11 protein-coding genes and 1 pseudogene are annotated in these 15,294 nt (G+C 66.8%); 4 read left to right on the top strand and 8 right to left on the bottom strand.

The genetic code is table 11. The features are described from left to right. Positions 1-24: 24 nt before the first annotated feature. Together ahcY and metF are read left to right on the top strand one after the other, a co-directional pair. Positions 25-1,440: an adenosylhomocysteinase gene (gene ahcY, locus VHP37_26730; protein HEX2829972.1), complete on the top strand. Its 1,416-nt coding sequence runs from the start codon at positions 25-27 to the stop codon at positions 1,438-1,440. Positions 1,441-1,553: 113 nt separating this feature from the next. Continuing rightward, positions 1,554-2,417 carry a methylenetetrahydrofolate reductase [NAD(P)H] gene (gene metF, locus VHP37_26735; GenBank protein HEX2829973.1) on the top strand — a complete coding sequence of 288 codons (864 nt, stop codon included), beginning with the start codon at positions 1,554-1,556 and terminating at the stop codon, positions 2,415-2,417. Positions 2,418-2,561: 144 nt separating this feature from the next. On the opposite strand, the gene VHP37_26740 is transcribed toward metF, so the two are convergent. The 3 genes from VHP37_26740 to VHP37_26750 form a co-directional block, all read right to left on the bottom strand. Continuing rightward, positions 2,562-4,073, bottom strand: a complete 1,512-nt coding sequence (locus VHP37_26740; protein ID HEX2829974.1) for an aminotransferase class V-fold PLP-dependent enzyme — start codon at positions 4,071-4,073, stop codon at positions 2,562-2,564. A 101-nt stretch (positions 4,074-4,174) separates the two neighbouring features. Next, positions 4,175-5,020 carry a tRNA 2-thiocytidine(32) synthetase TtcA gene (gene ttcA / locus VHP37_26745; protein HEX2829975.1) on the bottom strand — a complete coding sequence of 282 codons (846 nt, stop codon included), beginning with the start codon at positions 5,018-5,020 and terminating at the stop codon, positions 4,175-4,177. Positions 5,021-5,172: 152 nt separating this feature from the next. Next, on the bottom strand, positions 5,173-5,928 hold the full coding sequence (locus tag VHP37_26750; protein ID HEX2829976.1) for a pteridine reductase: 756 nt from the start codon (positions 5,926-5,928) through the stop codon (positions 5,173-5,175). A gap of 45 nt (positions 5,929-5,973) precedes the next feature. Here VHP37_26750 and VHP37_26755 point away from each other — a divergent pair, with 45 nt between their 5' ends. Further along, positions 5,974-7,140 (top strand): SAM-dependent methyltransferase, encoded by a 1,167-nt coding sequence (locus VHP37_26755; protein HEX2829977.1) that lies wholly within the window; start codon positions 5,974-5,976, stop codon positions 7,138-7,140. Between the two features lie 108 nt (positions 7,141-7,248). Further along, entirely contained in the window at positions 7,249-8,574 is a 1,326-nt protein-coding gene (locus VHP37_26760; GenBank protein ID HEX2829978.1) for a sulfite exporter TauE/SafE family protein, read from the top strand. A 199-nt stretch (positions 8,575-8,773) separates the two neighbouring features. On the opposite strand, the pseudogene VHP37_26765 reads toward VHP37_26760, so the two are convergent. The 5 genes and pseudogenes from VHP37_26765 to ilvA form a co-directional block, all read right to left on the bottom strand. Then, a pseudogene (locus VHP37_26765) lies at positions 8,774-9,388 on the bottom strand (glutathione binding-like protein). A gap of 69 nt (positions 9,389-9,457) precedes the next feature. Next, on the bottom strand, positions 9,458-10,561 hold the full coding sequence (locus tag VHP37_26770) for a multifunctional CCA tRNA nucleotidyl transferase/2'3'-cyclic phosphodiesterase/2'nucleotidase/phosphatase (GenBank protein HEX2829979.1): 1,104 nt from the start codon (positions 10,559-10,561) through the stop codon (positions 9,458-9,460). A 15-nt stretch (positions 10,562-10,576) separates the two neighbouring features. After that, the gene (locus tag VHP37_26775; GenBank protein HEX2829980.1) at positions 10,577-11,536 is read right to left on the bottom strand and encodes a complex I NDUFA9 subunit family protein; all 960 of its coding nucleotides are present in this window, start codon (positions 11,534-11,536) and stop codon (positions 10,577-10,579) included. 103 nt (positions 11,537-11,639) lie between these two features. Continuing rightward, positions 11,640-13,577 carry a transglycosylase SLT domain-containing protein gene (locus tag VHP37_26780; GenBank protein HEX2829981.1) on the bottom strand — a complete coding sequence of 646 codons (1,938 nt, stop codon included), beginning with the start codon at positions 13,575-13,577 and terminating at the stop codon, positions 11,640-11,642. Between the two features lie 146 nt (positions 13,578-13,723). Beyond that, a complete protein-coding gene (gene ilvA, locus VHP37_26785; protein HEX2829982.1) occupies positions 13,724-15,238 on the bottom strand; it encodes a threonine ammonia-lyase, biosynthetic in 1,515 nt (504 codons plus the stop codon). Positions 15,239-15,294: the final 56 nt, after the last annotated feature.

The following is a 15,294-nucleotide window of genomic DNA, read 5'->3' on the forward strand; positions in this document are numbered from 1 at the left end:
TCATTCAACCCATCGGAGTGACAGATGAGCGCAGCACCCCAGACTCTCAAGGGCGACTACTACGTCGCCGACATCGGGCAGGCCGAGTTCGGCCGCAAGGAAATCCAGATCGCCGAGACCGAGATGCCCGGCCTCATGGCGGTGCGCGAGGAATACAAGGGCAAGCAGCCGCTGAAAGGCGCGCGCATCGCCGGCTCGCTGCACATGACGATCCAGACCGCGGTGCTGATCGAGACGCTGGTCGCGCTCGGCGCCGAAGTGCGCTGGGCCTCGTGCAACATCTTCTCGACGCAGGACCACGCCGCCGCGGCGATCGCCGCCGCCGGCATCCCGGTCTTCGCCTTCAAAGGCGAGAGCCTCAAGGAATACTGGGACTTCACCCATCGCATCTTCGAGTGGCGCGACGGCGGCCTGCCGAACATGATCCTCGACGACGGCGGCGACGCCACGCTGCTCGCGTACCTCGGCAGCAAGGCGGAGAAAGATCCCTCGCTCGTCGCCAAGCCGACCAACGAGGAAGAGGAAGCGCTCTTCGCGGCCATCAAGAAGAGGAACGCCGAGCGTCCCGGCTGGTACGCCAAAGCGCTGGCGAGCATCAAGGGCGTCACCGAAGAGACCACCACCGGCGTGCACCGCCTCTACCAGATGGAGAAGGAAGGCCGTCTCCCCTTCCCCGCGATCAACGTCAACGACTCGGTCACCAAGTCGAAGTTCGACAACCTCTACGGCTGCCGCGAGTCGCTGGTCGACGGCATCAAGCGCGCGACCGACGTGATGATCGCCGGCAAGATCGCGGTCGTCGCGGGTTACGGCGACGTGGGCAAGGGCTGCGCGCAGTCGCTGCGCGGCCTGGGTGCTTCGGTCTGGGTCACCGAGATCGACCCGATCTGCGCGCTGCAGGCGGCGATGGAAGGCTATCGCGTCGTCACGATGGACGAGGCCGCCGACAAGGGCGAGATCTTCGTCACCGCGACGGGCAACGTGAACGTGATCTCGCACGACCACATGATCAAGATGAAGAACAACGCGATCGTGTGCAACATCGGTCACTTCGATTCGGAGATCGACGTCGCCTCGCTCAGGCAATACAAGTGGGAGAACATCAAGCCTCAGGTCGACCACATCGTCTTCCCGAGCGGCAAGCGCCTCATCCTGCTCGCCGAAGGCCGCCTGGTGAACCTCGGCTGCGGCACCGGCCACCCGAGCTTCGTCATGTCGAGCTCGTTCACCAACCAGACGATGGCGCAGATCGAGCTGTTCTCGAACAACAGCAAGTACGAGAAGAAGGTGTACGTGCTGCCGAAGCAGCTCGACGAGAAAGTCGCACGCCTGCACCTGAAGAAGCTCGGCGCGCAGCTCACGCAGCTCACCGAGACGCAGGCCAAGTACCTCAACCTCGACGTGAGCGGTCCGTACAAGCCCGATCACTATCGCTACTGATGCCGTGAAACGTGAAATGTGAAACGTGAAACGCCAACCCTCCCTCTCCCCGAGCCGGGGAGAGGTCGGGGTGAGGGGATCACTTTTCACGTTTCACTTTTCACTACAAATGCATGGACTCTCAGAAACGCCACAGAAAGTGCTTCAGCTTCGAGTTCTTTCCGCCGAACACGGCCGAAGGGGCGCTGAAGCTCGCCGAGACGGCGAAGCAGCTTGCCCTGTTGAAGCCCGAGTTCTTCTCGGTCACGTACGGCGCGGGCGGCTCGACGCGAGAGCGCACGCTGAAAGCGGTGCTCGACCTGTGCGCGGCGGGCCACGCCGCCGCGCCGCACATCTCGTGCATCGGCTCGTCGCGCGACAGCGTCCGCGAGATCCTCGCGGACTACAAGAATCACGGCATCCGCCACCTCGTCGCGCTGCGCGGCGACCTGCCTTCGGGCACCGCCACGACCGGTGAGTTTCACTACGCCAACGAGCTCGTCGCGTTCATCCGCGAGGAGTTCGGCAGCCACTTCTTCATCGAAGTCGCGGCGTATCCCGAGTTCCACCCGCAGGCGAGGAACGCCGAAGCCGATCTGCAGGCGTTCAAGCGCAAGGTCGAGGCGGGCGCCGATTCGGCGATCACGCAGTACTTCTTCAACGCCGACTCGTACTTCAACTTCGTCGGGGAGTGCGAGGCGATGGGCATCGCGATCCCCGTCGTTCCCGGCATCATGCCGATCGGCCGCTTCTCACAGCTCGCGCGCTTCTCCGATGCGTGCGGCGCGGAGATCCCGCGCTGGATCCGCAAGAAGCTCGAAGGCTACGCCGACGACATCGAGTCGATCCGCGCCTTCGGCCTCGATGTCGTCACCGCGATGTGCGAGCGGCTGCTCGAGGAGGGCGCGCCGGGGCTGCACTTCTATACGTTGAATCAGGCTTCGCTGACGACGGAGATCTGGAAGAGGCTGGGGATTTCGCAGGAGCTCGACGGCTAAAACAGAAAGGGCCCCCGCAAGGGCCCTTTTGTTGGTGATGAGCAACCGATCTGGAGATCGGCGAAGGAAAGGAGGTTCAAGGATGGAAACCTTGGTTTCCCTCCTTGGCGTTCACCGGCCGCAGGCGGCGTAGCCGCGAAGCGGTTACGCCGCCTTGGCTTCCGCTTTCTTCTTGGCCTGCGCCGCCTTCGCGTGCATCGCCGCGTACGCCGCGTGCGCTGCGGCTTCGGCATCTCCCACATGCACCGGGTAGCCCATGTCGTCGAGCACCGAGCCGAGCGCCGACAGGCAGAGCATCACGTTGTCCGGACGGCACGAGTACCCCATCAGGCCGAAGCGCCAGATCTTGCCGGCCAGGGGGCCCAAGCCCGCGCCGATCTCGAGGCCGAACTCGCCGAGCAGCGTCTTGCGCACTTGGGCTTCGTTGACGCCTTCGGCGCAGATCACCGCGTTCATCTGCGGGATCTGGTACTTCTCGTTGACGAGGAACTTCAGGCCCATCGCTTCCAGGCCCGCTTTCAGCGCGATGTGATGACGCTCGTGGCGCGCCCAGCAGTTGTCGACGCCTTCCTCGCGGATGAGGAGCAGCGCTTCGTGCAGCGCGAACAGCGAGTTGGTCGGCGCGGTGTGATGGTAGGTGCGCGTGGTCTCGCCCCAATAGCCGAGCAGCAGGTTCATGTCCATGAACCATGACTGGATCTTCTCCTTGCGCGCTTTCACGTACTCGACGACGCGGTCGCTGAGCGTGACGGGCGACAGGCCCGGCGTGCACGAGAGGCACTTCTGGGAGGCGGAGTAGGCCGCGTCGATGCCCCACTCGTCGACCAGCACCGGCGAGCCGCCGAGCGAGGTCACGGTGTCGACGATGGTGAGCGCGTCGTACTTGTGCGCGATCTCGACCAGCGTCTTGGCATCCGACAACACGCCGGTGGACGTCTCGGCGTGAACGAACGCGACGACCTTCGTGTCGCGGTTCGCTTTCAGCGTGTCTTCGAGCTTCTGCGGGTCGATGGGGTGGCCCCACTCGGCTTCGACCACGACGGGGATGCCGCCGCAGCGCTCGACGTTCTCGATCATCCGGCCGCCGAACACGCCGTTACGGCACACGATCACCTTGTCGCCGGGGCTGACGAGGTTGACGAAGCAGTACTCCATGCCGACCGAGCCGGGACCCGAGACCGGGAACGTCAGCGCGTTCCTGGTCTGGTAGGCGTAGCGCAGCAGCCCTTTGAGCTCTTCCATCATCTCGACGAAGATCGGGTCGAGATAGCCGATGGCCGGCTGGCTCATGGTGGTGAGCACGCGCGGATGGATTTCGGTCGGACCGGGACCCATGAGCGTCCGCTGGGGCGGATGGAAAGAGCTGATGCGTTTTTTGGGTGCGAATTCGTTCATGGTGTCACTCCCGGGGGATCCGAAAAGGTTTTCGCCGTCGGGGCGCGATTTCACGCGGACGGGCTTGCGGGCGTTGGCTTCGTTGAGGATTTCGACGGCGGTGATGTCGCCGCCGGTCACGTGCTCGACTTCCATCGCCCAGCGGGCGGGGACGTAGCCCGACTTCACCCAGTTGTTCACGACCGCGCGGTCGAGGCGAAACCGGCGCGCGACTTCGGCTTGGCTGCCGAAGAGGGATACGAGACGCTCAGCGCAATTCATCTCGCCGAGATTAGCATGTCAAATTCAGTTTGACAAAATAATCTCCGGGCTTCCACCGAATCGGGGTCTGTCCCCGATGTCCAAGTCGTTGTTTTTGCGACTTAGTCGGTGTCGATGGCCCTGTCGCCATCGGGCTCGGGTCTGCCGGTCGGCGCCACCTTGGTGAAGTCGTGGAGGGCTCGGTCGAGGAGGTGCGAGGGGCTGGCGTTCTGGAGGCTCCTCAGGATGTTCTCGACGCGCCCCGGATAGCGCTTTTCCCACTCCTTCAGCATCGCCGCGACCTGCTTACGCTGCAGGTTCTCCTGCGAGCCGCAGAGGTTGCAGGGAATGATGGGGAAGTGCCTCGCCTCCGCATAGGCCGCGAGGTCCGTCTCCTCCACGTACGCGAGCGGGCGGATCACCACGTGCCTGCCGTCGTCCGACACGAGCTTGGGCGGCATCGTCTTGAGCTTGCCGCCGAAGAACATGTTGAGAAAGAAGGTCTGCAGGATGTCGTCGCGATGGTGGCCGAGCGCGATCTTGGTCGCCTGAAGCTCGCCCGCGACGCGATAGAGCACGCCGCGCCGCAGCCGAGAGCACAGCGAGCACATCGTCTTGCCTTCGGGGATGACGCGCTTCACCACCGAGTAGGTGTCCTGCTCGGCGATGAGATACGGCACGCCGAGCGATTCGAGATACTCGGGCAGCACGTGCGCCGGAAAGTCGGGCTGCTTCTGGTCGAGATTGACCGCGACGATGTCGAATGCGATCGGCGCGTGGGCTTTGAGGTGCAGCAGCACATCGAGCAAGCCGTAGCTGTCCTTGCCGCCCGACAGGCAGACCATCACCTTGTCGCCGTCGCGGATCATGTCGTAATCGCCGATCGCCTGCCCGACGAGCCGGCGCAGTCGCTTCGCGACCTTGTTCGCTTCGTACGCCTGTTTCTGGATTGCAGCAGCTGTGGTCATTTCTCGATCGAAAAAATTGAACCGCCAAGGACGCAAAGGACGCCAAGGAAATCAAAATGGATTCCCGCCTTCGCGGGGATGACGGGCTTACCACCCGCCGCGTTCGGTTTCCTTGGCGTCCTTTGCGTCCTTTGCGGTTAAAACGCTTTGCTCTAACCCAGCATGACGCTGCGTCCGCCATCCACCGCAAGCACTTGCCCGGTGACGTACGGCCCGCCGGTCAGCAGGAATTCGACCGCCTTGGCGATGTCGTCCGGCTCGCCGATGCGCTTCAGCGCGGTCTGGTTCATGATGCGCTGGCGCGAGACTTCGTCTTTCCACGCGTCGTCGTCCGGCCAGAGGATCGTCCCGGGCGCGACGCCGTTCACGCGCACTTCGGGACCGAGCTCGCGCGACAGCGATCGCGTCAGCGCGACCAGGCCGCCTTTGGCGATGTTGTAGACGACGTAGCTCTTCATCGGGAACTCGGCGTGGATGTCGATGATGTTGACGATCGCGCCGTGGGTCTTCTTCAGCTCTTTCGCCGCCGCCTGCGACAGGAACAGCGGCGCCTTCAGGTTGGTGCCGACCAGGTCGTCCCACGACTGCTCGGTGATCTCGCCCAGCGGCGTCGGATAGAAGCTCGACGCGTTGTTGACCAGCCCGTCGAGCCGCCCGAAAGCCTTCACCGCGTCCTTGACGAGCGCCGGGAGATTGCCGGGCTTGAGCAGATCCGCCTGCACCAGCGCAACCGATCCTGCGCGTGCTGCGCCGAGCGCCTCCTTGAGGTCCCGCGCTTCCGACGCCGACGACCGGTAATGCACCACGAGGTTCGCGCCGGCCGCATGCAACCGGCGCGCGATAGCCGCCCCGACGCGCCGCGCGCCGCCGGTGATCAGGATCGCCTTGTTGTCGAGCGCTGCGGTCATAAAATCTTGTTTATTCTAGCCTAGTCGGTCATGATCGGCGGCCTGATGCTGCCTGCGCACCTGCAAGAACTCCCCGCTCCGTCCCCCGCAGCGATCGAAGTCAGCGAAGCGCTCTCCGCCCTGATCTCGGCCGAGATCGGCCGCGCCGGCGGCTTCCTTTCATTCGCGCGCTACATGGAGCTCGCGCTGTACGCACCGGGGCTCGGCTACTACAGCGCAGGCAGCGCGAAGCTGGGCGAAGCCGGCGATTTCGTGACCGCGCCGGAGCTCTCCCCGTTTTTCGGCCGGTGCATCGCGCGCCAGGCGTCGGAGCTTCTCGATCAGGGTATCGGCGACATCGTCGAGCTCGGCGGCGGCAGCGGCGCGCTCGCGGTCGAGCTGCTCGCGGCGCTCGAAGCGACGGGCACGCTGCCCGAGCGCTACACCATCGTCGAGCTTTCCGCCGACCTCAAGGCGCGGCAGCACGCGCGCATTCGTGAGGCGGCGCCGCGTCTCGCCGACCGCGTGCGCTGGGCCGATGCGCTGCCCGGCCCGCTCGAGGCCTTCGTCGTCGCCAACGAAGTGCTCGACGCCGTGCCCGCGCACCTGATCGAGACGCACGAGGACGGCGTCGACGAAGTCGGCGTCACCGTACACGGCGCCCGACGCTTCGAGTACGCGAAGCGGCCGGCGCAAGGCGAGCTCCTCCAGGCCGCGCGCGCGCTCGGCCTGCCGCCCGGCTACCGCACCGAGATCAATCTCGCGTCGCGCAAGCTGGTGAAGACGCTCACCGAGAACGTCACGCGCGGCGCGCTGCTCTTCGTCGACTACGGTTTTCCCGCGGCGGAGCTCTACCACCCGCAGCGATCGACCGGCACGCTCATGTGCCACTACCGCCATCGCGCGCACGACGATCCCTTCGCCGTCCCCGGCTTGCAGGACATCACCGCGCACGTCGACTTCACCGCAGTCGCCGAAGCCGCGCTGGAAGGCGGCGCGAGCGTGCTCGGCTACACGTCGCAGGCGCAGTTCCTGATCAACTGCGGAATCACCGATCTGCTGTCGGGAACGCCGGCGGAAGACGCGCGGACGTACGCGCCGCTCGCCTCGCAGGCGCAGAAGCTCCTCTCGCCCGCGGAGATGGGCGAGCTCTTCAAGGCGATCGCGGTCGGGCGCGGCGTCGCGCTCCCGCTCGCGGGATTCGCCCGCGGCGATCGCACGCATACGCTATAGCGCAGGCGCACACGCCTGCAGACCCGGCAGGCGAGGCGCCTGCGCTACGAGGAGGCACCTATCGACATCCCGCTATCCCCGACCGTCTACGCCGCCGCGGCCGTGACGATGCTGTTCGCCGGCGTGGCGCAGGGCGCGCTCGGTTTCGGCTTCCCGGCGATCTCGACGCCGGTGGTCATGCTCATGGTCGACGTGAAGACCGCGATCATCCTCAACCTCCTGCCCAACTTCGCGGTGAACCTGATCAGCATTCTGCGCGGCGGCAACTACCGCGCGAGCATCGGACGCTACTGGCCGGTCGCGGCGTGGGCGCTGGTCGGCGCTTTCCTCGGCGCGTGCTTCCTCATCGTGGCGCCGCAGGAGCCGGTCCGCATCCTGCTCGCGCTGGCGATCATCGCGTATCTCAACCAGCACCGGCTCGCCCACCTCGACTGGAGCTGGCTCGCGCGCCGCCGCCGATTGTCTGCGATGATCTTCGGCGTCGCGGGCGGCTTCTTCTCGGGGACGGTGAACCAGTCGCTGCCGCCGCTGCTCATCTACTTCACGCTGCTGGGGCTGGAAACGGTCGTCATGACTCAGATCCTCAACCTGTGCTTCATCGGCGGCAAGACCGTGCAGGCCGCGACGCTCGCGGGCGCCGGGCAGATCCGGCTCCACGACGTGCTCGCGAACGTGCCGCTGACGGTCATCTCCATCTTCGGGTTATGGCTCGGCGTGCGCGTGCAGCGCCGCGTGAGCCCCGACGTGTACAAGCGCGTGCTGCGCTACATCCTGTTCGTGCTCGCGATCGCGTTGTTGTGGCAGGGCTCGTCCTGGCTCTTGCCGTCGGCGCACGCGGCGACCGCGACCGAAGCCGAAGAAGCGCAAAAGCAGTGGGCGCATTCCCCGTACGGCCCGATGATGACGCGCATCCTGCCGCCCTCGGTCGAGCCGGACGATCTGCCGGATGCGTCTTCACCGGGCGCGCGCGTGATGGCGCGGTACTGCGTGCAGTGCCACTACCTGCCGAATCCGCGCATGCACACGCGCGAGCGCTGGACGTCGGTCGTCGACCGCATGGTGTGGCGCATGCGCGGCAACGGCAACATGGGCGCGGTGATGAAGGACATGATGGCGCGCGTGAAAGCGCCGAGCGCCGACGAAGTGCGCACGCTGAAGCGCTATCTCGACGCGAACGCGCAGAAACCGATCGACTCAGGGCATCCCGCGCTGAAGACCCCAGCGGGCGAGATGTTCAGCATCGCGTGCTCGCAGTGCCACGCAGCGCCCGACCCGCAGCGGCACACCGCGCGCGAATGGCCCGCCGTCGTGGAGCGCATGAAGCGCCACATGGCGTGGGCGAACACCGTGACCGGCGCCCCGGAGCTGCGCACGACGCCGGTGCTCGATACCGCGGCGATCGTGCGGATGCTTCAGCAGTACGCGCGACGCTGAGCCGTCAAAGGCGAATTTAACCGCAGAGGAAAAAGAGCGTCATCCCCGCGCAGGCGGGGATCCATGTTGACGTTGAAGCAAAGTTCACAATGGATTCCCGATCACACCCGCTATCGCGGGTCGGGAATGACGATCTTCACGCCGTTCCTCTGTGCGCCCCCGCGCGCCTCTGTGCGCCTCTGCGTTCAATACGCCCTTAAGCGGGGACTTTCATGCCGCGCTGGACGGCGGGGCGCGCGGAGATCGCGTCGAACCAGCGCTTCACGTTCGGGAAGTCCTCGAGGTTGGTCTTGTGCCATTCGTAGCGCGCGACCCAGGGATACGTCGCGATGTCGGCGAGCGAGTAATCGTCGGCGAGATACTCGTGGGCCTTCAGGCGCGCGTCGAGCACGCCGTAGAGCCGCCGCGTCTCGGTGGTGTAGCGGTCGATCGCGTACGGCACCGGCTCCTTCGCCGCGCGCAGGAAGTGGTGGACCTGGCCGAACATCGGACCGACGCCGCTCATCTGGAACATGAGCCACTGCAGCGCCACGCTGCGGCCGCGCGCCGATGTCGGCAGAAGCTTGCCGGTCTTCTCGGCGAGGTAGACCAGGATCGCGCCCGATTCGAAGACCGACAGCGGCTTGCCGTCCGGACCTTCGCTGTCGACGATCGCGGGGATCTTGCTGTTCGGGTTGATCGCGACGAACTCGGGCGTGAACTGGTCGTTCTTGCCGATGTTGATCGCGTGAGTGTCGTAGGGCAGCCCGAGCTCTTCGAGCATGATCGAAGCCTTGCGGCCGTTGGGCGTGGTCCAGGTGTAAAGGTCGATCATCGGTGCTCCTTGGGTTGATCGTCGTGGTCGGGCCTTGCTCGGTGCGTTACGCCTGTCGGCCAACGCACCCTACGGTTTCGAAATCCTGGCGATCGCGGCATGGCGCGCCGCATTCACGCGCTCGCGTATACCGTTCTTCGGGCCTTCTTGCGCGATCTTGCCGGCGTCCACCGCAGCGGCCGCTTCCCGCGCGCGCTCGAGCAGCCGCATCGCGCGCCCGCGCTCGGGCTCGCCGGTGAGCGCGGCGTGCAGGAGCTGCGTGAAGCGCTCGGGCCTGCGCCACGCATCGGCCGCGTTGAGCAGATCGAGGACCGCCTCGGCGGTCAGCGCGTCGGCATCGGCGATCGTGTTGCCGTGACGCGAGGCGAGCAGCGCGAGATCGCGCACCGCGGCGGGGAGCTTCAACCGGTCGGCCAGCGCGTCGATCGCGTAAGGGTCGAGCGTCCTCGCGAGCACCGCGAAGCGCACCTCCAGCGGCTCTTCCGCGCCGGCGGTCTCGTCGAGCGCGTCGTTCGCTTCCTGCGCCCGCTCTTCGTCTTCGAACACCGTGGCGAGCTCGGGCGCGATGCGCTCGAGCGCCCCGCACTCGCGCAGCACGTCGAAGAGCCGCGAGGGCCGCTCCTCCATCAAGCCGCGTGAGAGCTCCTGCCAGACGCGCTCGGGCACGAGCGCATCGGCTTCGCCGCTCGCCACCATCTCGCGCATGAGGCCCAGGGTCTCCGCCGCGATCTCGAAGCCGAAGCGCGCCGCGAAGCGCGCGACGCGCAGGATGCGCACCGGATCCTCGGCGAAGGCCGGGCTGACGTGACGCAGCACGCCGAGCGAGAGATCGTCCGCGCCCCGGTACGGATCGATGAGCTCGCCGTTCTCGTCGCGCGCGATCGCGTTGATCGTGAGGTCGCGGCGCTGCAGGTCTTCTTCGAGCGTGACGTCGGGATCGGCGTGGAACGTGAAGCCGTGATAGCCGGGCGCAGTCTTGCGCTCGGTGCGCGCGAGCGCGTATTCCTCGTGCGTCTCGGGATGGAGGAAGACCGGGAAATCCTTACCGACGGGCTTGTAGCCGCGCTCGATCATCTCGTCGGGCGTCGCGCCGACGACCACCCAGTCGCGGTCCTGCACCGGCAGGCCGAGGAGCTCGTCGCGGACGGCGCCGCCGACTTCGTAGATCTTCATGCCTGCGCGAACCGCTTACGGCTCACGGCTTGCGATACGTCTCGCGCGGTCGCGAAAGAGGTTGTAGCGGGCGCGCGGCGTCCGGTACGCAAGCCAGGTCGGCGCGACGGCTTCGAGCGCCGTCGGCGTCATGCCGAAAGGCAGCGGGCTCGCCGATACGTTGTCGACGGTCATCGATTTGACGTTGTCGCGGCTCATCAGCTTGCCGGGCGCGAGCTCGAGCGCGAACGCCTGGAGCTTCGACAGCGCGGGACCGAGGCCGACGATCGGCCGGCGATGACCCGTCACGCGCCCCACGTACTCGACGAGCTCGCGCAGGGTGTACCTCTTGGGGCCGACGAGATCGTAGCTGCGGCCGTAGCTTTCGAGGCTCGGCACGCTCGCGGTGAACGCGGCGGCGACGTCGCCGACGTACACCGGCTGGAAGCGCGCGTTCGGGCTCGCGAGGAAGACCACCGGCAGCAGGCTCTCGAGCTTCGCGAAGAGGTTGAGGAAGCGGTCCTGCCGGCCGAAGATCACCGACGGCCGGAAGATCGTCCAGTCGAGGCCGGAGCCTTTCACGATCGCTTCGGCTTCGCCTTTCGAGCGCAGGTAGTCGCTGGGACCGCTGGCGTCGGCGTTGAGCGCCGACATGTGCACGAGCCTGCGCACGCCGGCGCGCTGGCACGCGCCCACGACTTTGCGCGCGAGACCCACGTGCGCTTCGGCGAAGCTTCCTTTGCCGCGCCCGTTTTGCAGCACCCCGACGAGGTTGATCACCGCCTGGCTGCCGCGCACGAGGCGCTCGAGCGTCGCGTCGTCGTGCACGTCGGCGACGATCACATCGGCGGTCGGCAGGGGAATGAGATCGACCTTGGCGCGCTCGCGGTCGCGGGTGGGAATCGTGACGCGATAACCCTGCTCGACGAGCTGCTGGCAGACGTGGCGGCCGACGAAACCGGAGCCGCCGAGCACCAGGACATCCTCGATGATCATGGAAAGTGAAACGTAAAACGTGAAAAGTGAAACGAGATTATGAACTCGACGGGCGCTTATGGCACGAGCTGCGACGGCGTCGCCCTGGCCTGCGTTTCACGTTTCACGGGGTGTCGCCCAGGCCCGGCTCCTTCGCCCGCTGCCGCGGCCCGATGATGCCCAGCCGCTCGCGCAGCGACTGGAGCTGCCCGCTGAAGCTGTGTCCGTAATAGCTCGCGTTCGACATCACTTTCTTGACGTAGTCGCGCGTCTCGCTGAACGGGATGGTCTCGGCATAGACCGCGCCTTCGATCGGCGCGCTGTCGGGCCGCCACGCGCGCGCGCGTCCCGGCCCGGCGTTGTACGCAGCCGAGGCGAGCGCCGGGTAGCCGTCGAGCGTGTCGAGCACGTGGCGCAGGTAATAAGTGCCGAGCGTCACGTTGGTGTCGACTTCGGTCACGTCGCCGATGCGCCGCAGGCCCAGCTTGTTCGCGACCCACTTCGCGGTCGCGGGCATGAGCTGCATCAGCCCGCCCGCGCCCACGCGCGAGCGCGCGTCGGAGATGAAGCGGCTTTCCTGGCGGATGAGGCCGTACACCCACGCTTCGTCGAGCTGCATCTGTCCCGCACGCGCGCGCAGCACCTCACGGAAAGGCGTGGGATAGCGCAGGCTGAAGTCGTGGACGCTCTCGGTCTTGTCCGCGGTGTTGATCGTGCGGTCGTAGAGCTGGTGCTGGCGCGCGACCTCGGCGGCGGTGAGGAGCTGCTTGTCATCGAGGTTGCGCACGAGCCAGATCCACTCGCGCGTCGCGTCGACGCGCAGATCGAGGCGGTAGAACTGGAGCGCACGGCGCACCGTCGCGTTCTGGCTCATCGCGCGCAGCTCTTCGGGCGAGGGTTTGAAACCGGTCGCCGGCGTGCCGATCTTCTCCCCCAGCTCTTCGAGCGCGAGCTGGCCGTAGAAGCTGAACTCGCGCGACACCGGTTTCAGGAGCGCGACCGCCTCTTCCTCGCGCCCGGTCGCTTTCAGCGCGCGCGCTTTCCAGTAACGCCACGTCGAGAGCTCGCGCTCGCGCGGGCTCATCGCGTCGATCCCCGCCTGCACCTCGCGCCAGTTGCGCGCGCGTAAGCTGGCGCGCACTTTCCAGCCGAGCTGGGTATCGGACAGATCGCGCGCCTTCGCGAACCACGACAGGGCCTCCGGATCGTGGCGCATCGCCGCCGACTGCGCGAGCTGCCCCCAGACGTAGCCGCGTTCCGCCGCGCTGAACTGGGGCTCGATGCGAATCCAGTACACCGCCGCCTGCTGCGGCGAGCTGCGGCCCAGGCGCGCCACCGCGAACATCGTCGTCTCGCGCGCGCCGCGCGTGCGCGTGTCGACCTGCTGCTGGCGGTCGAGGTAGCCGGCGGGGTTGGTGAAGATCATGTTGAGCGCGCGCGCGTCGGGCGCGGTGCCCGGCGTGAGATAGATCGCCGCGCGCTGCGCCATCGAGACCTGGCCGGCTTCGAGCGCGAGCCTCACGCGCGCCCAGATGTCTTCCTGGGTGAGCTTCTGCTCCTGCATGAGCGCGGAGAAGAGCGTCGTGCAGCTCTCCGGCAGATCCTTGACGATGAACCACAGCGAGCGCGCTTCGCCGACCGCCTCGGGCTGGGCGCGCGCCTTCGACTGTATGCCGTAGCACGTGATGTCGAGGTCCTCGCCGCTGTAGAGCGCGTAGTCCAGATCGAACTGCTGCCACTGGCCGGTGCGGCCGAGGAGCCTCAGCCAGTCGGCGAGCAGGCTGCGCGACACCGGCACGTCGGCATGGCGGGCGATGAAGCTGCGCACGTCGCTGGGCGTCGCCTGGTCCAGCGTCAGGCGAAGCTGCCAGTACTGGACGTACGGCTCGAGCACGTATCCGCGCAGCCGCGCCGCATAGGCATCCAGCCGTTGCGCATTCCCGGCGCGGAAAGCGTCGCGTGCGGCGAGGAAATCGTCGTCGGGGCCCGCGCTCGCGGGCCCGGCGGCGGCCGTAGCGACCACAGCGGCGGCAAGTAACAGGGTGCGGACGAGTCGCTTCATGGTTACGCGCAATTTCTCACGGTTTTACGAACGGCCGAAGCCCCTGGATGAACCTTAAACGCGCAAGCAGCCCACGCGCCTACGACGGAAACAAAAAAGCAGCGCAGGCGCTCTCGCCTGCGGCCGAAGCAGGCGAGGCGCCTGCGCTACGCGAGAAAAAGGCGGTAAGCCGGATTGCGGCTCTCGTCGGTATAGGGATAGCCGAGCTCCTGGAGGAAGGCTTCGAATTTTTTCTTGTCGCGGGCCGGGACCTGCATGCCGACGAGCACGCGGCCATAGTCCGCGCCGTGGTTGCGGTAATGGAACAGGCTGATGTTCCAGCCGCCGCCCATCGCCTCGAGAAAGCGCATGAGCGCCCCCGGGCGCTCCGGGAACTCGAAACGGTAGAGAATCTCGTTCTCGACCGCGGGCGCGTGGCCGCCGACGAGATGGCGCACGTGGAGCTTGGCCAGCTCGTTATCGGTGAAATCGAGCGCGGCAAGACCGTGGCGCTTCAGCGTCGCGACGAGCTCGTCGGCCTCGGCGCGGTCCTTCACCTGCACGCCGACGAAGACGTGCGCCGCCTTCGCGCTCGCGTAGCGGTAGTTGAACTCGGTGATGTTGCGCGCGCCGACGAGCGAGCAGAAGGTGCGGAAGCTGCCGGGGCGCTCGGGGATCGTCACCGCGACGACCGCTTCGCGCGCTTCGCCGAGCTCGGCTTCCTCGGCGACGAAGCGCAGGCGGTCGAAGTTCATGTTCGCGCCCGAGGCGATCGCGACGAGCGTCTCGCCGCGGATACCGGTCGCCTTGACGTACGCCTTGGCGCCGGCGATCGCGAGCGCGCCCGCCGGCTCGAGGATCGCGCGGGTGTCCTCGAAAACGTCCTTGATCGCGGCGCACATCGCGTCGGTGTCGACGAGGATCACGTCGTCCACGAGCCCCTTGCAGAGGCGAAACGTCTCGCTTCCCACCTGCTTCACCGCGACGCCGTCCGCGAACAGCCCGACCTGGTCGAGCTTCACGCGGCGGCCCGTCTTCAGCGAGCGCCTCATCGCGTCGGCGTCGATCGGCTCGACGCCGATGATGCGGATGTCGGGCCGCAGGCGTTTGGCGTACGCGGCGATGCCGGCGATGAGCCCGCCGCCGCCGATCGGAACGAAGATCGCATGGATGGGTGTCGTGCAATGACGGAGGATCTCGATCGCGATCGTGCCCTGGCCCGCGATCACGTCGGGGTCGTCGTAGGGGTGGACGAAGGTCAGTCCCTGCGACGACTCGAGCTCGCGCGCCTGCTCGTAGGCGTCGCTGTACGAATCTCCGTACAGCACGACTTCGGCGCCGCGCGCGCGCACCGCGTCGACCTTGATCTGCGGCGTCGTGACCGGCATGACGATGGTGGCGGTGCAGCCGAGCTTCTGCGCGGCGAGGGCGACGCCCTGCGCGTGGTTGCCGGCGGAGGCCGCGATCACGCCGCGCTTCAAGGCTTCGGGCGCGAGCTGTGTCATCTTGTTGTAGGCGCCGCGCAGCTTGAAGCTGAACACCGGCTGCATGTCCTCGCGCTTCAGGAGGACCGTGTTGCCCAGGCGCCGGGTGAGGTTCGGCGCGACCTCGAGCGGGCTCTCGATCGCGACGTCGTACACCCGCGCGTTGAGGATGCGCTCGAGGTAATCCGCTTTTTTCATCGCGGGAAGTTTAGCGCAGGCGCCCTCGCCGCAGCCGCGGCGTTCGAGCAGGCGAG

Source organism: Burkholderiales bacterium, assembly GCA_036262035.1.
In the GTDB taxonomy this organism is placed as follows: domain Bacteria; phylum Pseudomonadota; class Gammaproteobacteria; order Burkholderiales; family SG8-41; genus JAQGMV01.